The sequence below is a fragment of the Acinetobacter sp. UBA3106 genome, assembly GCA_002365595.1.
Lineage (GTDB): Bacteria > Pseudomonadota > Gammaproteobacteria > Pseudomonadales > Moraxellaceae > Acinetobacter.
Genome location: DFAM01000003.1, coordinates 1 through 20,883 on the forward strand (window position 1 = coordinate 1; position 20,883 = coordinate 20,883).

Annotated in this window: 19 protein-coding genes, 2 tRNA genes, 1 other RNA gene and 1 pseudogene; 8 read left to right on the forward strand and 15 right to left on the reverse strand. The window is 40.4% G+C overall.

Annotated elements, in window-relative coordinates; translation table 11 throughout:
- A pseudogene (locus tag B4C48_RS01265) lies at positions 1-1,068 on the forward strand (hypothetical protein); the annotation flags it as partial.
- A 264-nt stretch (positions 1,069-1,332) separates the two neighbouring features.
- Here B4C48_RS01265 and B4C48_RS01270 read toward each other — a convergent pair.
- On the reverse strand, positions 1,333-1,851 hold the full coding sequence (locus tag B4C48_RS01270) for a hypothetical protein (protein ID WP_291352656.1): 519 nt from the start codon (positions 1,849-1,851) through the stop codon (positions 1,333-1,335).
- A 1,197-nt stretch (positions 1,852-3,048) separates the two neighbouring features.
- On the opposite strand from B4C48_RS01270, the gene B4C48_RS01275 reads away from it, so the two are divergent.
- The 3 genes from B4C48_RS01275 to B4C48_RS01285 all read left to right on the forward strand — a co-directional run bounded on the left by B4C48_RS01275 (position 3,049) and on the right by B4C48_RS01285 (position 6,926).
- Positions 3,049-3,582: a hypothetical protein gene (locus tag B4C48_RS01275; RefSeq protein ID WP_414631490.1), complete on the forward strand. Its 534-nt coding sequence runs from the start codon at positions 3,049-3,051 to the stop codon at positions 3,580-3,582.
- Positions 3,583-4,282: 700 nt separating this feature from the next.
- Positions 4,283-5,908, forward strand: a complete 1,626-nt coding sequence (locus tag B4C48_RS01280) for an NAD+ synthase (protein WP_291352658.1) — start codon at positions 4,283-4,285, stop codon at positions 5,906-5,908.
- A complete protein-coding gene (locus tag B4C48_RS01285) occupies positions 5,901-6,926 on the forward strand; it encodes a hypothetical protein (protein WP_291352660.1) in 1,026 nt (341 codons plus the stop codon). Before B4C48_RS01280 ends, B4C48_RS01285 begins: the two co-directional genes overlap by 8 nt.
- A 128-nt stretch (positions 6,927-7,054) precedes the next feature.
- On the opposite strand, the gene B4C48_RS01290 is transcribed toward B4C48_RS01285, so the two are convergent.
- Positions 7,055-7,131, reverse strand: a tRNA-Met gene (locus B4C48_RS01290).
- A 178-nt stretch (positions 7,132-7,309) separates the two neighbouring features.
- Between B4C48_RS01290 and B4C48_RS01295 the strand changes: the two genes are divergently transcribed.
- Positions 7,310-7,717, forward strand: coding sequence for a hypothetical protein (locus tag B4C48_RS01295; RefSeq protein ID WP_291352662.1), 408 nt, complete (start codon positions 7,310-7,312; stop codon positions 7,715-7,717).
- Between the two features lie 66 nt (positions 7,718-7,783).
- On the opposite strand, the gene B4C48_RS01300 is transcribed toward B4C48_RS01295, so the two are convergent.
- The 4 genes from B4C48_RS01300 to coaD form a co-directional block, all read right to left on the reverse strand.
- Positions 7,784-7,860, reverse strand: a tRNA-Met gene (locus B4C48_RS01300).
- A gap of 72 nt (positions 7,861-7,932) precedes the next feature.
- Positions 7,933-8,316: RNase P RNA component class A (gene rnpB, locus B4C48_RS01305), an RNA gene on the reverse strand.
- Positions 8,317-8,342: 26 nt separating this feature from the next.
- Positions 8,343-8,606: a YfhL family 4Fe-4S dicluster ferredoxin gene (locus B4C48_RS01310; protein WP_291352664.1), complete on the reverse strand. Its 264-nt coding sequence runs from the start codon at positions 8,604-8,606 to the stop codon at positions 8,343-8,345.
- A 1-nt stretch (position 8,607) separates the two neighbouring features.
- On the reverse strand, positions 8,608-9,099 hold the full coding sequence (coaD, locus tag B4C48_RS01315; RefSeq protein WP_086196830.1) for a pantetheine-phosphate adenylyltransferase: 492 nt from the start codon (positions 9,097-9,099) through the stop codon (positions 8,608-8,610).
- 140 nt (positions 9,100-9,239) lie between these two features.
- Between coaD and smpB the strand changes: the two genes are divergently transcribed.
- A complete protein-coding gene (gene smpB, locus B4C48_RS01320) occupies positions 9,240-9,716 on the forward strand; it encodes an SsrA-binding protein SmpB (RefSeq protein WP_291352666.1) in 477 nt (158 codons plus the stop codon).
- Between the two features lie 37 nt (positions 9,717-9,753).
- On the opposite strand, the gene B4C48_RS01325 is transcribed toward smpB, so the two are convergent.
- The 8 genes from B4C48_RS01325 to rluD all read right to left on the reverse strand — a co-directional run bounded on the left by B4C48_RS01325 (position 9,754) and on the right by rluD (position 16,353).
- Positions 9,754-10,365: a hypothetical protein gene (locus B4C48_RS01325; RefSeq protein WP_291352667.1), complete on the reverse strand. Its 612-nt coding sequence runs from the start codon at positions 10,363-10,365 to the stop codon at positions 9,754-9,756.
- Positions 10,366-10,368: 3 nt separating this feature from the next.
- Complete coding sequence (locus B4C48_RS01330) at positions 10,369-11,040, reverse strand: hypothetical protein (RefSeq protein ID WP_291352669.1); 672 nt, start codon at positions 11,038-11,040, stop codon at positions 10,369-10,371.
- A 26-nt stretch (positions 11,041-11,066) separates the two neighbouring features.
- The gene (locus tag B4C48_RS01335; RefSeq protein ID WP_291352671.1) at positions 11,067-11,945 is read right to left on the reverse strand and encodes a PD-(D/E)XK nuclease family protein; all 879 of its coding nucleotides are present in this window, start codon (positions 11,943-11,945) and stop codon (positions 11,067-11,069) included.
- Between the two features lie 32 nt (positions 11,946-11,977).
- Entirely contained in the window at positions 11,978-12,691 is a 714-nt protein-coding gene (locus B4C48_RS01340) for a hypothetical protein (RefSeq protein WP_291352673.1), read from the reverse strand.
- Between the two features lie 4 nt (positions 12,692-12,695).
- Positions 12,696-13,772, reverse strand: a complete 1,077-nt coding sequence (locus tag B4C48_RS01345) for a WYL domain-containing protein (RefSeq protein WP_291352675.1) — start codon at positions 13,770-13,772, stop codon at positions 12,696-12,698.
- Positions 13,773-13,917: 145 nt separating this feature from the next.
- The gene (locus B4C48_RS01350) at positions 13,918-14,469 is read right to left on the reverse strand and encodes a flavodoxin family protein (protein WP_291352677.1); all 552 of its coding nucleotides are present in this window, start codon (positions 14,467-14,469) and stop codon (positions 13,918-13,920) included.
- A 39-nt stretch (positions 14,470-14,508) separates the two neighbouring features.
- A complete protein-coding gene (pgeF, locus tag B4C48_RS01355) occupies positions 14,509-15,249 on the reverse strand; it encodes a peptidoglycan editing factor PgeF (protein WP_291352679.1) in 741 nt (246 codons plus the stop codon).
- 51 nt (positions 15,250-15,300) lie between these two features.
- Positions 15,301-16,353 carry a 23S rRNA pseudouridine(1911/1915/1917) synthase RluD gene (gene rluD, locus B4C48_RS01360; protein WP_291352681.1) on the reverse strand — a complete coding sequence of 351 codons (1,053 nt, stop codon included), beginning with the start codon at positions 16,351-16,353 and terminating at the stop codon, positions 15,301-15,303.
- 71 nt (positions 16,354-16,424) lie between these two features.
- On the opposite strand from rluD, the gene B4C48_RS01365 reads away from it, so the two are divergent.
- Together B4C48_RS01365 and B4C48_RS01370 are read left to right on the forward strand one after the other, a co-directional pair.
- Positions 16,425-17,456, forward strand: a complete 1,032-nt coding sequence (locus B4C48_RS01365) for an outer membrane protein assembly factor BamD (RefSeq protein WP_291352683.1) — start codon at positions 16,425-16,427, stop codon at positions 17,454-17,456.
- Between the two features lie 196 nt (positions 17,457-17,652).
- On the forward strand, positions 17,653-19,560 hold the full coding sequence (locus B4C48_RS01370; protein WP_291352685.1) for a DNA primase: 1,908 nt from the start codon (positions 17,653-17,655) through the stop codon (positions 19,558-19,560).
- Positions 19,561-19,581: 21 nt separating this feature from the next.
- On the opposite strand, the gene hemA is transcribed toward B4C48_RS01370, so the two are convergent.
- Complete coding sequence (gene hemA / locus B4C48_RS01375) at positions 19,582-20,871, reverse strand: glutamyl-tRNA reductase (protein ID WP_291352687.1); 1,290 nt, start codon at positions 20,869-20,871, stop codon at positions 19,582-19,584.
- Positions 20,872-20,883 lie beyond the last annotated feature (12 nt).

A 20,883-nucleotide genomic window follows, 5' to 3' on the forward strand; every position in this document is an offset into this window, starting at 1 on the left:
CGCAGCCGTGATGACGACGATGATGATCGTGGCGGTCGTTCCGGTGGTCGGGGTCGCAGCCGTGATGATGACGACGATGATCGTGGCGGTCGCTCTAGTGGTCGAGGCCGCAGCCGTGATGATGATGATGATCGCGGTGGCCGCTATAGTGGCCGAGGTCGTAGCCGTGACGACGATGATGATCGCGGCGGCCGTTCTGGTGGTCGAGGCCGCAGTCGTGATGACGACGACGATGATCGCGGCGGTCGTTCTGGTGGTCGAGGCCGCAGTCGTGATGACGACGATGATGATCGTGGCGGTCGTTCCGGTGGTCGGGGTCGCAGCCGTGATGATGACGACGATGATCGTGGCGGCCGTTCTGGTGGCCGAGGTCGTAGCCGTGATGACGACGATGATGATCGCGGTGGTCGCTCTAGTGGCCGAGGTCGCAGTCGTGATGATGACGACGATGATCGTGGCGGTCGCTCTAGTGGCCGAGGTCGTAGCCGTGATGACGACGATGATGATCGCGGTGGTCGATCTGGTGGCCGAGGTCGCAGTCGTGATGATGACGACGATGATCGCGGTGGTCGATCTGGTGGCCGAGGTCGCAGTCGTGATGATGACGACGATGATCGTGGCGGTCGCTCTAGTGGTCGAGGCCGCAGCCGTGATGATGATGATCGCGGTGGCCGTTATAGTGGCCGAGGTCGTAGCCGTGATGACGACGATGATGATCGCGGTGGTCGATCTGGTGGCCGAGGTCGCAGTCGTGATGATGACGATGATGATCGCGGCGGCCGCTATAGTGGCCGAGGTCGTAGCCGTGATGACGACGACGATGATCGCGGTGGTCGATCTGGTGGCCGAGGTCGCAGTCGTGATGATGACGATGATCGCGGCGGCCGTTCTGGTGGTCGGGGTCGCAGTCGTGATGATGACGATGATGATCGCGGCAGTCGCTCTAGTGGTCGAGGCCGCAGCCGTGATGATGACGATGATGATCGCGGCGGTCGTTCAGCGTCACAAAGTCGTAGTAGAAATACCACGCAACGACGTGATGAATATGGGCGTTTTACCTCTCGCTAACCACCCGTGTTTCCATTTAAAAATTTAAATGGTTCTAACAAATATAATTAATTTTAATCACATCTTATTAAGCGTAGATTAATCTACGCTTTTTTTTATGAAAAAATAAAAGAAAGCTCCTGATTTTTATAATGTAGATTATTGGTATTAGACGTTAAAAGAAAAAAAGCAAGTGCTTTAAATTATGCAAGCAAAAAACCAATCCTTTTAAAATTAAAAAAGATTGGTTTCAGGATGATTAAGATTATTTAGCAGTATGATTATTTAAGGTCGCAAGCGATTCCAGGCATCACGTGAAGCATGTTTAGCTTCTTCCCAAGAGAGACGGGATTCCGCTTTCGATCCTTCCCATTTGGAACGGAGATCCGGTTCTACATCTTCAAAACGTTTAGATGAATCATATGCAGATATATCCTCATACCCTACACGATAAGCATGCTGGTAATCCCTGTCATAATCCAAGTCAGGATAGGTAGTTTGTGAGGATTTATAATAAGGTTGATTAATACTGTTTTCACGCCAGTACGCATCTTCAACGGTAGGATCAACTGCCTCACCTACCGCATGTCCTGCTACACCACCCACTATTGCACCCACCGTTCCACCAACAATAGCTCCGATTGGACCACCTGCACTACCAATAGCAGCACCTGCAGCAGCAGCACCTGCAGCCCCTACCCCGGTTCCTACGGGATGTGAGTCATCTGTATTTGGATCGGTATTTACATCCTTTCTAGTCACGTCGGGATTATTTTTCATACGCTCATCATCAGAATGAACCATTTTATTCTCCTTATAACACTATTGTATTGAGAGAAATTGGCTTGTGATCGCCAGTTTCGGTTATGAGATTTAATCTTCAAAAAACTTGCGTTATCAATTCACTGCGCGCAATCATCTTTCGCGTTATTGCAGTGGGCTAAGTGTTGGAGGTGATGCTATGCATAGGACTTACCAAGGTACTGCCTTGCTGGTTGTTCAAATTTCCCATGTTTTCATCTTTATTTCTCTCATACATGGAATAAAGAATAACTGCAATTATGACCACGACTATGACAGCGATTATAATTTTCACATCTTTTGAGTTCATATTATTCTTCACTTTTGATAAATGAGGGAATAGAAATAATGAAACTGCAAACCTGGAATAACTTTGGAGAAAACCCAACCTGAATACTCACCACTATTGAGTTTAGATAATTAAAGTTTGACTTCCATTGTTTCTACTGGTTTTTCAGTTTGCTTTTTCTACTCATCAGATTGCTGAGGTTCGATTGATTTTCTAAATTTTGTTATTGCTAATTTTGTAATTTATGCTGAATTTTCTGAATAAATTTTTGAGTAGCCATTTTGCTTCCCTCCTATCTATAATTGGGTATAAATCGTACTCACATGGCTTTATTAACTCTACTCTTTATATTTGATTTACCAATCTTTGATCTGTTTCAATTCTCTTCAATGTAAACATTATTAATTTATGTGTTTGATCTAAAGTAAAACAACGTTACCTTATTAACATTTATTATTTAAAATATAACAAGAATAAATAAATCACGAATCAAGAAGAGATAAAAACTATTTAAATTTATCTATTATTTTATGAAGTGATGTCAGACCGATATAAAAATCTTAAAAAATTTAAACTTCATTTATTCACTTCAAAACATACCTGCTAGAAATCCACTCTAAACCTTGATAATTTATATTTATAAAATATTCAGAAAAAAATGCTTAAGCGAAAAATGGCACACAAACATACCATTTCAACCCTAAGCCCATTTAAAGGACAAGTTTGAGTTTTTAAAAAAAATTTGCTTTTATTTTTAGTCTATATAATATTATTTATTTTTATATCAACTATTTATTAACAAAACAAAGTCTTTCTCAGTACTGCTCTAACATTGAAGCAATTGATTAAACAAATTTTTTTGAGTCCACCTTTACTCTACCTTGAATCAGTGAATAAAATTGATCGTAAAAATGGCAAATCGTAACGTGATGATAGAAAAATTTAGACTATTTTTATTATTCAAACTTTATCGAATATTTGATATTTACAACTTTCGTTTTCGAAATTTAACCTCGGGTGAAATAAGTCTTGCACGACAAGTTTTCGGTGATTTAATTAATTACCAGGAAGTCAAAATATTTAATATCAAATATCTTCCTTGGCAACCCGTAGATATGTATATGGCCCCCAATGGCAATATTTTTATGAATAACAAAAATTTTTGCGAAGATTTCTCCAAAAGATCCAGACAAATGCAAGGCTTGTTCATCCATGAGATGACCCATATTTATCAATATCAATCCAACATCAATGTCCTGTTTCAAGGCGCCATACTACAGTCCAAATACTTTTTGAGTTTTAAAACCTATAATCCTTATCAATACCATTTTCTGGCTGGCAAACCCTTTCACACATATAACATTGAACAACAAGGAGAAATTGCTAGAGATATATTTTTTAAAAATATTCCTAACATTATTTTGGCGAATGAGAAGAATATGTAATGATTTTATTCTTGTTCACCTTTCTAACTCTGCGCATTAATGAATTTCAGTTATTCATCATCTTTTATAACTTTATTTAAAGGAAAAATTTTCTCTTCTCGACTACTGATTTTAAAATTCTCCAAGTTATTGTTCTGATAAACAGCTTGTTATGTAAAGACTTTATTCAATTAAAAGTATCTATAAAACGTAAAACCATTTAACTCATGTCTTGTCTTAGCTATAAATCTAATGTTTAAGCCAGCACTGAGTTTTAAAAATAATTGCTGGCCTCAAAGGGAATTACATCATTTAAATAATTTATCTACCCCCTCATGTATATGGCATGTAATTACTAACACCTAGCAAACTAAGCCTTGATATACTATTTTTTGGCAACAGCTGAAAGTACAGTTTTTCGTTTTAAGTGATTGATTTTATATATTTAGAATCAATTTCATCAAATCCATGATTGCTCTCATTCACAACAATTGATTTGCAGCATGCCCATTTTTGCATTCATGCTGTATTTTTTTGTCTATATTCAGATTTTTTTTTGTTTTTTTCTCTATAAACGATGCAATTCGTATATAGTATCTGATTGCTAATTATTGATTAATACGTTTATTTTATTTGTCGTCACGTACATAGCATTGAACTCATAATCTTAATAAATCTAAGTCTGTGTATACATCCCTATAGGTAATAGGATTAAGTTGGAATGAAAAGTTTTAAAATTGCCCTTGCACAATTCTCTCCACATATTGGCAATATCGAAGCAAATGCTCAAAAAATGCTTGAACAGGTAAATGAAGCCAAAAAACAAAAAGCCGATTTAATTATCTTTCCGGAGCTTTCAACTTTAGGCTACCCTGCAGAAGATCTATTACTCCGCCCTAGCTTGGCCAAACGCACCGAAAAAGCATTTGAGCAACTGAGTCAGGTAAAAGATATTGTGATGGTCTTTGGTTTTGTTAATCAAACTGAAGACGGTCACCGTTATAACTCTGCCGCCGTAATGAAAGATGGCCAGGTACTGGGTGTTTATAACAAACAGAACTTGCCACACTACGGTGTATTTGATGAAAAACGTTATTTCAGCCAAGGACATCAACACCTTGTTTTTGAATATTTAGGTCATAAATTTGGCGTACTGATTTGTGAAGATATTTGGTCACTCACTACTGTGCATCAATTATCGCAATTAAATGTTGAAACCGCTCTAGTTTTAAATGCTTCACCTTATGAAGTGGGTAAACCGCAGCATCGTGTGACCACCATGAGCGAACTGGCTAAACAATTAAATATCAATCTGGTGTATACCAACCAGGTCGGTGGTCAGGATGATCTTATTTTTGATGGCACAAGTTTTGTAATCAATAAAGATGGCAGCATTGCTTTACAGGCACCAAGCTTTAAAGAAGATCTTTATTTTACTGAATACCAGGCTGAACAAAAAACTTATAAAGTTGGCACAGTCACACCAGCTTTGGAAACCATCGCCGAGATTTATCAAGGTCTGGTTTTAGCAACCCGTGATTATATTCAACGTTGTGGTTTCCCGGGCGTGATTTTAGGTTTATCGGGCGGGATTGACTCGGCATTAACCCTTGCTATCGCGGTCGATGCGATTGGGGCAGATAAAGTCCAAGCGGTGATGATGCCATATACCTATACTGCACAAATCAGTGTAGAAGATGCAGCCGCACAAGCAAAAACCATGGGTGTTACTTTCGGTATTGCTGAAATCAATCCAATCGTGAACAGTTTCATGCAAACCCTGTATCCATTCTTTGGTAACAGCCCTGCGGATGCGACTGAAGAAAACCTGCAAGCGCGTGCGCGTGGTACCTTACTGATGGGCCTGTCGAATAAATTCGGCAATCTGGTTTTATGTACCGGCAACAAATCTGAACTTGCTGTAGGTTACTGCACGCTATATGGCGACATGGTTGGTGGTTATGCGGTGCTAAAAGACGTGTATAAAACGATTGTGTTTGAACTGGCGAAATACCGCAACAGCATTTCAGAGACTCCAGTCATTCCAGAGCGTGTCATTACTCGTCCACCTTCTGCAGAACTCCGTCCAGATCAAAAAGATCAGGACTCTTTACCGGCCTACGATGTGCTTGATGCCATTCTTTATGCTTATATTGAAGAAGATATGAGCCAAGATGACATTATTGCCAAAGGCTTTGAAAAAGCCGTAGTGGAAAAAGTGATTCGCCTGGTTGATCGTAACGAATATAAACGTCGCCAAGGTGCGATTGGACCACGTATTAGTTCACGTGCATTTACCCGTGAACGCCGTTATCCAATCATGAATGGATGGACACCAGGTGTCTAAGCAGCACTTAGCCCAACAGTTTGCTCAAGCACTTATGCTTGAGCAAACCCGTTTTATTAAAAAACAATTATTAGCAGAACAAAATAATCCTTATATTGAAAAATTTGTTCATCATATTTATACCTCTTCAGATCAGATTCTTTTAAAACAAATTATTCAACTTGAATCGCTACAAGAAGTAGTACAGAAATATGCCTTTGAATTGAATCTGGGCGCTGAAATTTTAGAATTCATTGGCGTTGTCTCACAAAGAATTCATGATTTTGCCATTAACGACCATACTCAAATTAATGAACTGCTGTCTGATGAATCTTTTGAACTCTGGATGTATAAAATCCTTGAGCTGGATCAATTGCGTCATTACATTCATGACAACTTGCAGCACAATCCGCAAGTCAAACATGTCAGTTTGCAGCTAGCGAACCAGATTCTTGAAGGCAATACCCCATGGCTGGATCATCTACGTAAGCTGAATACCCATCAGTATGGCTTGGGTTCTAAAATTCTGGGTTTTATTCAGGACCAGCAGCAGCATATTGAACTTAAACTTGAGCAGCAACTCGCTCAGACCCTAGTCAAACAACTAGGTCATATCATTTTGCTTCCTAATGAAGAACTGGCCGATATTGCGCTGCATTTGTGGGAAGATATAAAGCAAAGAACGCTTAAAGAAACCTACTCACAGTTCCAGGCGATCGACTTTGAAGAGTTTTTTATTTTAGTTTACGAAACCTGGCGTCAGTTAAGACAGTCTGAATACTTGCAACAGGTGGTTTTGGATGTGGTTGCCGGTTTTTATGATTATTTTGCCGAATACAACCTGCAAGAATTATTGCAGTCAGTGGGACTAGATGAAGAGGATTTACATCAAGAAGCACGACGCTTCCTACCCTTCACTCTTCAAGCACTAGAACAACAAGGATTGCTAGACGGGATTATTCAGGCGCTGATTTCATCTTTTTATGACAGCGAAACCACGCATCAATTCATTGAGCAGTATCTTCAAGAAAATTTGTAATTGTTATTCAAGGTCTGTATGTATTTCTTCATTGGATAATCAACAGACCTTTTTTTATTTCTGAGAATCAGTCCAACTTTTTTGACCCACAAAAAAAGAGACCATGCTGAGAGCATGGTCTATAAAAATGGTGGCTATGACGGGACTTGAACCTGTGACCCCCGCATTATGAGTGCGGTGCTCTAACCAACTGAGCTACATAGCCATAAACTGTGTGCGCATTATCTAAATTTCAACGAATAGCGTCAAGCCCTTTATTTTACGAGTGTTCAGAGTTTGAGCGTTTTAAAATTTTTCAGTTAATATTTAAACAAAATGGCTATTTATTCATGCTATTTTCTGATTGAGCCGCAAAATTAAAACCATGAAAGATTGAGATAAAAATGAAACCATGCAAATTCATCGCTCTCGCTTTAACGACCTTCTTCAGTACTTCCTGCCAGGTAATTTCTCCCATATTCGTCGATTATAATGGGGTACGCATGGACGTGGCACGATGGATCAACAATCAACAGCTTTTGACCCTGCAGCAAAAACGCAGCCTGGTACAGCTAAGTAAAGCGCAGCAAAATCTATATCGTATTGAGCAGATTCCAGAAGACCAGAAACTAGCGGTTGCTACACAAAACCAGATTGCGCTGCACTGTGCATTTTTACATTTAACTGAAAATAAAATCGGTCAATTGCAATCAATCGTTTTTGGGCAGAACCGGAAGCACGAAATTCTGCAATACTATGAGCGGCAGTTCCCGCAGGTTAAACTGGCTGCCAGTGCGATTCAATGTGAATAATCTATGTTAAAGACAAATTTTACACATAAAAAAAGACCACGCTTTTAGAAACGTGGTCTATGAAAATGGTGGCTATGACGGGACTTGAACCTGTGACCCCCGCATTATGAGTGCGGTGCTCTAACCAACTGAGCTACATAGCCAAAACTGTGCGCGTATTATCTATTTCAGGTAACCTTCTGTCAAGAAATATCACGCAATAATTGTAAAAAATTTAGTGAAGTGAGCCGATAAGCCGGGTTCTGTCGTGAACGATCATTCCTCTAGGCGTACAATCACTCGTACGCTCAAGCGACCTACCCGAATCCAGCACGGGCCGTGCCTGAAGGATTCCTATTTGGTCTTGCTTCTGGTGGGGTTTACCTTGCCGTGAACTGTTACCAGACACGCGGTGCGCTCTTACCGCACCCTTTCACCCTTACCATCTCTCTTGGTTTCCCCAAAGGGAAATTGCAAAGATGGCGGTCTACTCTCTGCTGCACTTGCCGTCGGCTTCCACCGCCCAGGCGTTACCTGGCACCCTGCCCTACGAAGCCCGGACTTTCCTCCCCTGCTTCAATCACGGAGATCTCCACAGCAGCGATCGTCTGGCTCACTTCGGGGCGTATGCTAACAAATTTCCGCACTAATTACTGATGCTTTTTTGTGCAATCAGCTTTTTATATTTTTCCATCAGTTCATCTTGTGATTCCACATGCTCAGGATTAAGCGGAATACAGTCGACTGGACAGAACAATTGACACTGCGGTTGATCATGATGCCCAACGCATTCGGTACATAAATCCGGGTGAATTTCATAAATGACTTCACCCATGAATATCGCCTCATTCGGGCACACCGGCTCACAGACATCACAATTGATGCATTCATCGGTAATATATAAAGCCACGCTACCAACCTTGCTGTTGTTTCCGCTTAAAGGCTTCAACTACAGCTTGCGGTACAAACTGCGCGACATCACCATTTAAGCGTGCTATTTCACGTACTAAAGTAGATGAAATAAAAGAATATTGCTCTGAAGGGGTTAGAAATACCGCCTCAAAACTTGCATCCAGGCGGCGGTTCATGTTGGCCAGTTGAAATTCATACTCAAAGTCAGATACGGCACGTAATCCGCGCAGCACTGCTGTGGCTTTCTGTTCACGGAAAAAATTGACCAACAAGCCATCAAAACCTACAAATTCTACATTCGGCAAATGGCTTAACGATTTTTTTGCCAACTCCACTCGCTCTTCTAGACTAAAGACTGGATTTTTATGATGACCAATGGCAATCGCCACCACAACTTCATCAAACATTTTCGCCGCACGTGACACCAAGTCGATATGTCCATTGGTAATTGGATCGAATGTGCCTGGATAAATGACGCGAGATTTAGTCATTCATTTTTACTCTAGTTTTTAGTAGAACCTTATTTTAGCAAAAACTTATTTTTTTAGTGAACAATCTCCTTAATTTTGAAAAAACTTCACCTCAGCGCAAGTTTGAGGCAAAATAGAGTCAATCTTGGAATATGCGTATTATGTCGAAATCAATCGTAGTTAAAAAAAATACTGGTGGCACTATTGCGCAGAACAAGCGTGCTCGCCATGATTATTTTATTGAAGAGAAATTCGAAGCTGGGCTGTCCTTACAAGGCTGGGAAGTCAAGTCCTTACGTGCTGGGCGGATGACCATTACCGAAAGCTATATTCTGTTTAAAAACAATGAAGCGTTTTTATTTGGTGCGCAAATCCAGCCCTTGTTGTCCGCGTCTACACATGTAGTGCCTGAAGCGACCCGTACACGTAAATTGCTACTTTCGCGCCGTGAAATTGAAAAACTTTTGGGTGCGGTGAATCAGAAAGGTTATGCCTGCGTACCATTGGCCTGTTACTGGAAAGGCCCATTAGCCAAACTGGAAATTGCTTTGGTTAAAGGTAAACAGTTACACGATAAACGTGCGACTGAAAAAGATCGGGACTGGCAACGCGACAAGGCCCGGATTATGCATAAATAAAAAAATGCTCGGATTCTTCCGAGCATTTTTTATAAACTTACACTTCCTCAGATATCCATCTATCACGCAACGTACCTATTTTTGCAGAGGGATGTATCAATGTCCTATCTGGATTTACCAGCCTTACAGATCCTTGTGGTAAACCATAATACAGTTCCATGCTTCTTTGAATTTTTCTTACCCGAGCATCACTTCTGGCTGCACGCTGGCGCATTGCACCAAGACGTTCAGAGACTTTCTTAGCCTTTTTTTCTTCCTTATAATTATGAAGACTATCCACTTCAATTATGTTTTCGGTGGTTTCTAAAACTTTTAACTCCAATTCCTCTAGCTCAACTACTTCCAATAAGGCATCGAAAGGATATATTTCACAATTTTCTTCCCATGTTCCTGTGAAAAACTCCCAAGAATCATCTTCAAATGCACCAATCAACTTATAAGGAAATGTTTCTTGAGAACCATTTTCATATTGATAATAAATCGATCCAGTAGCGACCTGTTCATTTAAATTTTTATGCAGCGTAATTTTTCCAGAAAAATGACTTCCGTATTCACTCGACTTTCCTTCAAAAATCAAAAAAATTTTTTCATTTTCAAGTGTTAAATTCACAGCACTCGAAGGATAATTATTCCAATATATTTCATTCATGATTTATACCACTGTATTTTCTTCTTGATTAAACTTTCGAATTGCTGCTTTTACAATTTCATCTAAATAGTGATGTACTTGTTTTAATTTACTTAAAGCAACTTCAATAGGTGCTAGGGCATCTTCTAAATTATCGCTTTCATAATTTTCGATAAAAGTTACTGGATCAATTCCCTCGATAATTAAATACCAACTTCCTTCTTTAGCATTATATTTAAAGCCCTTTTGTTCTATTTGTGGATAAGCTTGATTTTTTTCATTTGCAAAATTTTTCCAATCTTTTGCTGAACATTTTAGAAAATTTTCTCTCCACGGATAAAAATTAAAAACTATAGAATCTACATCATTTTTTAAAAACGTGCTTAACCACCATTCTGTAGCCTCACCACCAATCTCATCACTTTCACATCCTAGAAAGTATCTCGCATAAAAATGTTGATGTTTAAAGTCATCTCCCTCTTTTGCTCGCCAACTTTCTGGTGCAAACTGAATTTGATCTTCATAAAAATTGAATACTCCATTCCATTGATTCTCTAAACCCTCAATAAAATTACGTATTTTGCTATCGATAGCAGAATATAAGTTTTCAGTAATTTCGCTTTCTAATAATTTCTTTGCTTGCTCTAAATATTGAATATTCTCAATAATCAATTTTACTGCTTGTATATTGTTCATCATTCCCCGTACATAAAATAGTTTATTTAAAAAGTTTTGATATGATCCGCAAATTGTTTTGCTAACCACGCTCCTCGATTATTTACATCCGCTTGTTTTGAATATTGATCAAATAACTTTGAAATTTTTAGCCATGACATTGGAATGAGTCGTTTTGTCTCATATTTATCTAATGGATCATGAATTACGTTTGTAATGTCCTCATGATCAAGCAATAATTTTCCTTTAATTTCATCTTCAGTTGAAGATAAGTAGCCTGTTTTTGTCAAATAAATAATTGCCCAATCTTTTTTCAAATTTTTAGTTTTTAACAACGCATCTCGATAGTAACGTTTAAGTTGATCCGCCCCTTCATTTGCGTAAATTTTAACTTCGATAAACAACAAAAATTCTGGCGCGTCAATTTCAATATCGACCCGATTTTCTAAATTACCAAGTGGACAACATTCAGCGACTGCTGAATAGAACTTAGGATAATATTCATGAAAACGCGGAGGTAATAATTGCAAAAGTTGCAATAATATTGCATTGCCTTGCCCATGATCTCCTCTACAATCAAGAAACCATTTTAATACTTTACTATTTCGAACTTCATCCGTACTCAAACCAGCACTTTTCCAAACATTCAATAATAAACCATTTGCTTTGGCTTGCTTCATTGGTTCAATGGCTGATTTAAAACATTCAAAAAATTCACTCAACCCTATAGAGTCTAAGCTTATAATTTTTTCAGGTTCAAGTGCTTCAAATGACAGGTTTTTCCAAGATTGAAAAAAGTGTTCTAATTGGCTAGTAAAACTCCGTTCTTGTACAGAAGCTAATTTTGATTCGTTGATACTTTGACTTTGATTGACAAAGTTACCAAGCTGTTTAGATAAATTTTGATCAAGAATATCTATTTTCATTCTCCCTCCCTATTATGCTTATAGTTATATGATCAAGTATATAATTTTGACTTTTCTTTGATTAAATCAAATATATATAAAACAGGATATAATGCTTTTAAAGCATCTTTTATAGGATCGAGTGACTGATCAAAATATTTTCTATTAAAATCATTAGCCACTTGGCAGGCATCTAAGACGTTAATAGGTAAATACCAAAAGCTTCCCGTTTCCGACAATTTAAAACCATGATGAGCTAACTCACCATGCTGCTGAATTAACCGATTTCTTTGCTTACCCCAATTTCTTAATATTGAATAGTGCGTTTCTTTATCACCAATATTTTTGATCATGTTTTTATTTAAATGAAATTGAATACTGACAAAACCATTTGCATGATTAAAAAAATTAACTGTTGGCAAACGATTCCCGTTATTTGCAAAATCATCATCTATAGAACTTGCTCTTTCGCTGTGATTTTGTATAGTCAACTTAAAATATGCATAACATTGCTCAATATTCAAATGCGAACTATCTCTTTGATTAATATTCCATATAGATGGCGCAAACCAAATTTCTTTATATTCAAAATGTGTACATACATCCCATCTTAAAGTTTGCCATCTCAAATCAGGAGCTAGCTCACTTTGACTGTTGCGGATTAGTAGTTCAATAGCCTGATAAAGTTCTTCACCCAACACATCTTCAATCAAATTGCACGTTTTTACTAAAAGCGGTAAATGCTCTAAAGCTTTATGTATACTCATTTTTTTATAATCCATAAGAATTAAATTCATTGAAAATTTGGTGTTTTTCACCTGCTTTTGTTATACGGAATTGAATTTCTTCGAATAAGCAATCTGGTGCTACAATTTGCAAATATTCAGCCTTCTCAGTTAACCAATCCATACGGCTATTTGTAAGTACACAAGATGCCCGTAGTTCATAATATCCTTCATCAATTTTTTTTATCGTTTGGAAATCTCCAATAGGATTAAGATTCAACTCATCCAATAATTCCTCTTCAAAAACAAAAAAAATATCCTGCTCCTCTCTATTAAAAAGTGCGTATTCAAATTCCCGATTTTCTACTAATCCCTCTAAGTCATATATTTCAACATCAATTGAAATTTTCTCTGGAACAATTTTAAGATTTTCAAAATGAAGAATATTGAATGTTCTTAATAAAGTTTTATTTTCAGTTATTTTACTAGCTATTAAATAAGGTTTTTGCCCATATTGAATCACACCTTGAGGCTTTAAGAGATAATTTTCGGTAATCTGTGTACCTTCTTTACGATAATTTCCTTGAAGCCATACATTTCCCTCAAGTAGTGCTTGGTAAATAATTTTTTGAATTTCGGTATGATGTTCTGTTTTTTGAATTTGTGCATAACCATCAGGTACAAATCTAAACCTACTGTTCCAATTTTTAAGCTTAGTATCGGATTGAAGCTGCAATTCTGCTGATCGAAAAAAGCCTTCTACTTTAGAATAAATTTCATCAGGTAGCTGTTGGTTCAAATATTCATTTGCCATAACCAAAACAAGTGCTAATTCGGAATTAAGTGGCTCTATCCACGCATCTTGACTTAGTAGATATTTTCTCGGCTGGTTACCTTTACCATCCCTGTTTTCCAATGAGCCAGAGACAAGTAATTCTGGTAATAATTCCAAATCCCGGCGAATTGCTTTGGTTAGAGATTGCTCATCTATTTGATCTGAATAATAGCTTCTTACATATTCTTTTAATTGTTCTATTGGTAAAGCAGATTTAGGAAAACGAGGTAAAGTCTTGTACAAAGCTATTAATCTCGTTATCAAGCTATTTTGTGTTTGCTTCTGCATTGCTTCAATCTATTTTATTTAAGATATAAATCAGCATACTAAGTTTGCTGGACAAAATCTGTCCAGCAAAAAATATTTTTAAAATGATAATTTTATTAGAATCTTGGATTCTCAAATTAATGAGAATCAATTTGCAATGCTTAAATTATTTTAATCGACTTAATAATAATGCCACGTACTCACCAAACCAGATGGCTGTATCCAAGTCACCTTGTGGCGGCGTCACTTCAACCGGTGCGTTGTCTGACTGGGTCATTAAACCTAAGAAGCCCGACATCCGGTTCAGGTCCTGCGAACCGCGCCCAGTCGGCATCAGCGGTAGACCGGCCCATAACATGCCATGCTGCATGGCAAACAGATTGATCTGCTGCAATACCGCCAGCTTGTCACCACTCAATCCGCCACCATTGGTAAAACCCGCTGCAATTTTGCCTTGCCAGGTCCGTGCCAGCCAGCGTTTGGAAGATTGCTCCATAAATAACTTCAAGGCAGAGGTAATGCTGCCCATATACGTCGGACAACCGAATATAATGGCATCAGCCCGATCCAGAACCTCCCAATCCACCTGCTCGATGTTCATGCAATGTACCTGAATAGCGGTTTGCTTGGCCCCTTGAGCGATATAAGAAGCAACCTTTGCAGTATGTCCATATGGGCTGTGATAAACGATAGCGAGAGATTTCGTGGATAAAGACATATCAATAAAAGCAGTAAATTTTAAGCGAGTTTAACAGTTTCAAGCCATAAACACGAATGTCGCCATACGTCCTGTTTTGGCTTCACGGCGATAGGAAAAATATTCCTCTGCCTGCGAGTAAGAGCATTGATCACCTCCCAGCACCAGCTCAACACCCTGTTGCTTTAAGATAAACCGTGCAATGGCATATAAGTCAGCATAAAACTTACCCGTTTTTTTACCTGCTTGAAAAGCACTGTCCAGTTCAGGATATTTGGAGCAAAAAGCCGTTTTGACTTCTGCACCAATTTCAAAACAGGGCTGGCTAATGGCTGCGCCCAACCATGCCCAGGTCGGCTGGGTTTGCATGGCCGCAATGGTATTTTCAACGATACCACCCGCCAGTCCACGCCAGCCGGCATGGAGATTCGCGATTTCCGTTCCGTGTGCATTACCAAGCACGACAGGCAAACAGTCTGCAGTCATCATCATTAGGGCATGTGCTTTACGCTGGGTCACCAGACCATCACCTTCCAGTGCCTGAAAAGGAATGTCTTCATTGAGGGTATGACAGATGGTGCTGTGCGTTTGCGTCATCCAGGTCACTTTATCGACGCCGAATTCCGCAAACTCTTCAAGCAACGCCATACGGTGCTGCTGAACCCGTTTTGCATCATCATGGACATGCAATGCCAAATTAAATCCTGCAAGTTCAGGTTGAGCCGAGGCCAACGTTTTTTCATGATGCACTCGCGTCTGCCCAACAAATACACCTTGTGGAAGTCCTTGAACAAATTGCATGTCGATTTCCTTATACTTTTCCTAATGATTCATACCCAGCACTAAAACCGCCTAGTAGGCTTTGTTTTCACTACGCAGCACTTCAACCAGTTGCGCAAAATCTTCAGGCCAAGGGGCATCAAACATCATTTCTTCACCGCTACGTGGATGAATCAGGCCAAGTTTTGAGGCATGCAAGGCCTGACGTTTGAAATTGCGCAAGGTATCGCTCAGAAGTTCTGACGCACCCGCAGGCAAACGGACACGACTCATATAGACTGGGTCACCGACTAGACCAAAGCCAATATAACTAAAATGCACACGAATCTGATGGGTACGACCAGTTTCCAGACGCGCCTGTACACGAGTGAAATGCTGGAAACGCTCTTTCACATTGTAATGAGTCACAGCATCCTTCCCACCCGGCAAAATGGTCATTTTCACGCGATCTACCGGATGACGTTTAATCGGCTCATCAATGGTACCGCCAGCAATGATATTGCCGTATACCACCAGGTCATATAAACGATATACCGATTTTTTTGCCAGTTGCTTGCTTAAAGAGAACTGTGCTTCCAGATTTTTCGCAACCACTAGCAAACCGCTGGTGTCTTTATCAATACGGTGTACCAGACCAGCACGTGCCAGTTCGGCAGATTTTGGGTAATGATAAAGCAAGGCATTCACCAGTGTGCCGGAAGAATTACCAGCGCCCGGATGCACCACCATACCGACCGGTTTATTGATAACGACTATATCGTCATCTTCATACACCACATCTAATGGAATATTTTCCGGTAAGCTTCTGGTTTGTACTTCCAGCTCAACATCGAGCGTTAACAGCTCATTGCCTTCACACTTGTACTTTGGTTTGACAGTGTTACCATTTACCAACAAATGGCCATCTTTCAGCCACTGCTTCAGTTTTTCACGGGAAAAATCATTCCAGACCAGAGCTGCAACTTGGTCGATACGTTGGCCCAAATAGCTTTCATCCAATTGAAATTGCAACGATAAACGGGTTGCAGTTGAGTCTGAAGTATGGTTATCTGCATCCTCAGAATCTTCAAGTAAATTGAAATCAGTTTCAGGGAAATTAGAATTAGAAGATTGTGCTTGACTCATTTGCTCATTCAGACAAAAGTGGTTTAATAGCGCAATTGTAGCTCATTGCCAGTATTAACAGAGGAATTTTTATGTCGTTACCACGTTATAAAATGACAATGCTTGCTTTATCTTTAGGCGTTGCGTCGGCAATAGTGGGCTGTAGCAGTAATCCAAAGAAAGATGTTGTGGACACAGGACCGCAGTCTAGCGAGCAAGTTTATATTCAAAAAGCAGAAAAAGCCCTTGAACGCGGACAATATACCGATGCGGCCAAACATCTTGAAGCCATAGATACCTATTACCCGACAGGTGACTATGCGCAGCAGGCACAACTGGAATTGTTGTACGTTAAATTTCAACAAAAAGATTATGAAGGTGCAATTGCCCTTGCCGAACGTTTTATCCGTTTAAATCCGCAGCATCCTAATGTGGACTATGCCTACTATGTTCGTGGCGTGGCGAATATGGAACAGAACTATGATGGTCTATTGCGCTATACCTCTTTAAAACAGTCACACCGTGATGTCAGTTATTTAAAAGTCGCTTATCAAAACTTTGTCGATTTCATCCGTCGCTTCCCTTCCAGCACTTATGCGGTAGATGCAGCACAGCGCATGAAGTTTATTGGTAATGAACTTGCTGAGAGCGAAATGAATGCAGCACGTTTCAATATTAAACGTAAAGCATGGCTCGCTGCTATTGAGCGCTCGCAATGGGTGGTTGAACATTATCCACAAACTCCGCAAGTACCTGAAGCTTTAGCAACCATGGCTTATGGTTATGATAAGCTGGGTGATCAACAGACTTCACAGCAATACATTGAAGTTTTAAAACTGAATTATCCGCATCTGGTTAAATCTGATGGTAGCGTGAATATGCGCGCTGCACATGATGAAGGCAGTTGGTTTAACCGTGCCACTTTAGGTGTGTTTGGCCGTGAAGCAAAAACCTCGACCGAGGCAGAGCAACAGCAAATTTCAGAACAGTCTGAAAAGCGCAGTCTCACCAATCGTTTAAGTTTTGGTTTGCTGGATCGTCCTAAAACTGAAAGCAGCATTCCTCCTGCACCAGAGCAACAGCCTCAACCAGAAGCATCAACCGAAGCGCCAGCATCACAATAAGCTCGGCTTTCAGTCGCATTTTCATGAAGGGCAAGTTATCATACTTGCCCTTTTGTTATTTGAATGCGTCATATTGATCATTTTGCGCAAAAGGTATACAAATTAACTTTTAACCGATGACGCAATTTTAACTTGCGTACATTCTGACAGCTCATTTGTCCGTCATTTAGATAGATTACAACCCGATTGCATACCTATGGCTATTCCTCAACACACGATTGATCAAATCCTGGATCGTACCGATATTGTCGATCTGATTGGTCAGCGCGTGAAACTCAAGAAAACCGGTCGCACCTATTCAGGTTGCTGCCCTTTTCATCAGGAAAAATCGCCATCTTTCCATGTCTATCGTGACAAGCAATATTTTCACTGTTTTGGCTGTCAGGCCAACGGCAATGCCATTCGTTTTTTAATGGACATTGACGGGCGTAACTTTATTGATGTGATGAAGGATCTAGCGAGCCGCACCGGAATTGAACTGCCTAAAGACAATAACGACAGCAATAAAATTAAATATAAACGTGAAGCAGCAAAACCTGCTCCAAAAACACCACCTCAACAACAAACGAAAAGCACAAGTACTCAAACGCCAAATGCCGTGCCTGTAGCAAATTTTGACCCTTTTGCAGAATTTCAGGCGCAAGAAACCGAATATTATGGCGATCCATTTGCATCCTTTGAACAGATGCCAATGGAAGAAACGGCGCAAGATGGCAACCTGTTTGATCTGCTGGAAAATATTGCCCAATATTATCAACGCCAGTTACCGCAAAGTGCCAGTGCCCAGCAATATTTCAAACAACGTGGCTTAAGCGCAGAGACCATTGACTATTGGCGCTTAGGCTATGCACCAGAAGATTGGCAGCACCTTGAAAAAGCCTTTCCACAAGATATCGAAGGCTTGAAACTGCTCGGGCTCATCCGTACCAGTGACAGTGGCCGCGATTTTGACCTGCTGCGTGACCGGGTGATTTTCCCGATCCGTGATGCTAAAGGCCGTGTAGTGGGTTTTGGTGGCCGTGCCTTAAATGACGAAATTAAACCTAAATACATCAACTCGCCTGACTCAGAAGTGTTCCATAAAAACCAGTTGCTGTATGGTTTATATGAAGGCCGCAAACAGAAAGCTCACGACTGGCTGATGGTTGAAGGTTATATGGATGTGATTGCCTTGCAGCAATATGGCATCTCTGGAGCTGTTGCAACACTGGGAACGGCGAGTAATACGGAACATCTGAATATTCTGTTCAAGCAGAATCATCGCATTACCATTGCTTTCGATGGTGATGCTGCCGGACAAAAAGCCGCGCGTCGTACTTTGGAAATTGCCCTACCGCTACTCAATGACGGCCGCGAACTGAAGTTCTTTGTACTGCCGAATGATCACGATCCAGACTCGCTGATCCGCCGTGAAGGCATTGAAAACTTTCACCGTCTCTTACAGCAGGCACCGTTACTCTCCGATTTTGTCTTTGCACATCTCACCCAGAATCATGATGTAACCAAGCCGGAAGGTAAAAGTCAGGTGATGGGTGAATTACGCCAACTGACCGAACTGTTGCCAAAACAGGGTTCGTATCGCTATTTGCTCCAACAATTTTTCCGCGAAAAACTGGGCTTTAACCGTAAATGGCAACCGCAGGTCAACAATGACGCATCCTTAAGCTTTAGCACCAAGATTGATGCTGAAGAATATGTGATTGCTATCCTGATGAATCACCCCTATTTATATATTCATTTTGAACCGCTACGCGCTTTGATTTCTCAGGATCAATTGCTGTTCAAAATCTTAAATATCTTCAATATTATTTTTGATGATTTACCTGATGATACCGAGCTGTCGCAATACTATGTTTTAGGTGCCTGTGCGCCTTATCATCATGACTTGCAACATATTTTGCAGCAAACCAATGTCAGTGATTACACCTCTTCGCCTGAACAGGCGGATAAGCTGGCAGAAGACCTTTCCATCAAACTGCAATATCAATGCCTGCAACAAAAAATCAAATCGAAAAAATTTACCAGCATTGCTGAAATGCGCAATCTAAAACAGAAAATTTATGAGATTGATAAAAAACGCTCGCTTACCCTGCTTGAAGAATAAGTGAGCGCTAGCATCTACTGCTTATGATTCATGTTTGGTTTTACGCCGTTTGGCAAATACCTCTTCCAAATGATCACGCATGGATTCAAAACAAGCCGGATCTTCAGCCTTGGCGGCCTGACGCAGTAAAATAGAGGTTGGATGCAAAAGTTTTTGCGTCAAACGATGTGAAAATTCCCGTAAGACCTGTTCGGCATTTTCACCGCTTTGGATTCGGGTCATTGCCAAAGCCAGTTCTTCTTGTCTGAGGGTTTCACCTTGTTCACGATAAGCCTGAATGGTACTGCTGGCTTTTTTGATTTTTTGCTGGGTCAATAATTCTGTGGCTAACTGATTGACCATCAGCTCTGCTTCAACAGCCGCTTGGCGACGCTGCGCCAGGTTATCATCAATGACACTTTGCAGGTCATCGACTCCATACAAATAAACCCCATCTAGGGATTCTACTTTGGGATCAATATCACGTGGAACAGCCAAATCGACCAAAAGCATTTGTTGATAACGACGTTTTTTTAACGCTGTTTTGACATCTTGATAGGCAATGACCTGATGCAGACTTCCGGTACAGCTTGAAATGACGTCTGCACGGTGCAAATTTGCAGCCAGTTCGGAAAATTCTATAATTTCCACATCAACACGATGGGCGATTTCCTGGGCCAAACTTTCTGCGCGGGCACGGGTCCGGTTACAAATCAGGACTTTCCCCACCCCCATTTCGGCTAAATGTTTTGCCACCAGGCTATTCATTTCACCTGCAGCGACCACCATTACAGTCATTTTTTCTGGCTTGCTAAACACTTGCAATGCCAGCTGGGCAACGGCATAACCCATTGAAACTGCATGACTGCCCACCGCTGTTTCCGAGCGCACCCGTTTCGCGGCATAAAAGGCATATTCAAAAATTTGGTTCAGGTTTGCAGAAACAGTATGTGCATCTTTAGCCAAAGACAGTGCCGATTTTACCTGACCCAAAATTTGCGGTTCACCCAGCATTAAAGAGTCAAGCCCACTCGCCACACGCATCAAATGTGTGACTGCCTGTGCATTTTCATAGCGATATACATGATTAAACAATTGCTTAACATCTAGGCCATTTGCTTTGGCGAGCCAATTCATTACCATGTCTGCATTCTCAGACATGGCATAAACTTCGGTGCGGTTACATGTAGAGACCACAACCATATCATTCAGGTCATGATGTTTGCTTTGCAGGGCAAGCAAGTGCATTAATTTTTCAGGATTAAATGCAATCTGCTCACGCAGCTCTACAGAGGCGGTTTGATGGTTGACACCCAATGCAAAGAAAGACATATCAGATCATCA

Coding starts and splice junctions, on each gene's coding strand:
- B4C48_RS01270 (WP_291352656.1), bottom strand. CDS start 1,851: ATGGTTCATTCTGATGATGAGCGTATGAAAAATAATCCCGACGTGACT.
- B4C48_RS01275 (WP_414631490.1), top strand. CDS start 3,049: ATGGCAAATCGTAACGTGATGATAGAAAAATTTAGACTATTTTTATTA.
- B4C48_RS01280 (WP_291352658.1), top strand. CDS start 4,283: ATGAAAAGTTTTAAAATTGCCCTTGCACAATTCTCTCCACATATTGGC.
- B4C48_RS01295 (WP_291352662.1), top strand. CDS start 7,310: ATGAAACCATGCAAATTCATCGCTCTCGCTTTAACGACCTTCTTCAGT.
- coaD (WP_086196830.1), bottom strand. CDS start 9,099: ATGACTAAATCTCGCGTCATTTATCCAGGCACATTCGATCCAATTACC.
- smpB (WP_291352666.1), top strand. CDS start 9,240: ATGTCGAAATCAATCGTAGTTAAAAAAAATACTGGTGGCACTATTGCG.
- B4C48_RS01325 (WP_291352667.1), bottom strand. CDS start 10,365: ATGAATGAAATATATTGGAATAATTATCCTTCGAGTGCTGTGAATTTA.
- B4C48_RS01330 (WP_291352669.1), bottom strand. CDS start 11,040: ATGAACAATATACAAGCAGTAAAATTGATTATTGAGAATATTCAATAT.
- B4C48_RS01335 (WP_291352671.1), bottom strand. CDS start 11,945: ATGAAAATAGATATTCTTGATCAAAATTTATCTAAACAGCTTGGTAAC.
- B4C48_RS01340 (WP_291352673.1), bottom strand. CDS start 12,691: ATGAGTATACATAAAGCTTTAGAGCATTTACCGCTTTTAGTAAAAACG.
- B4C48_RS01345 (WP_291352675.1), bottom strand. CDS start 13,772: ATGCAGAAGCAAACACAAAATAGCTTGATAACGAGATTAATAGCTTTG.
- B4C48_RS01350 (WP_291352677.1), bottom strand. CDS start 14,469: ATGTCTTTATCCACGAAATCTCTCGCTATCGTTTATCACAGCCCATAT.
- pgeF (WP_291352679.1), bottom strand. CDS start 15,249: ATGCAATTTGTTCAAGGACTTCCACAAGGTGTATTTGTTGGGCAGACG.
- rluD (WP_291352681.1), bottom strand. CDS start 16,353: ATGAGTCAAGCACAATCTTCTAATTCTAATTTCCCTGAAACTGATTTC.
- B4C48_RS01365 (WP_291352683.1), top strand. CDS start 16,425: ATGTCGTTACCACGTTATAAAATGACAATGCTTGCTTTATCTTTAGGC.
- B4C48_RS01370 (WP_291352685.1), top strand. CDS start 17,653: ATGGCTATTCCTCAACACACGATTGATCAAATCCTGGATCGTACCGAT.
- hemA (WP_291352687.1), bottom strand. CDS start 20,871: ATGTCTTTCTTTGCATTGGGTGTCAACCATCAAACCGCCTCTGTAGAG.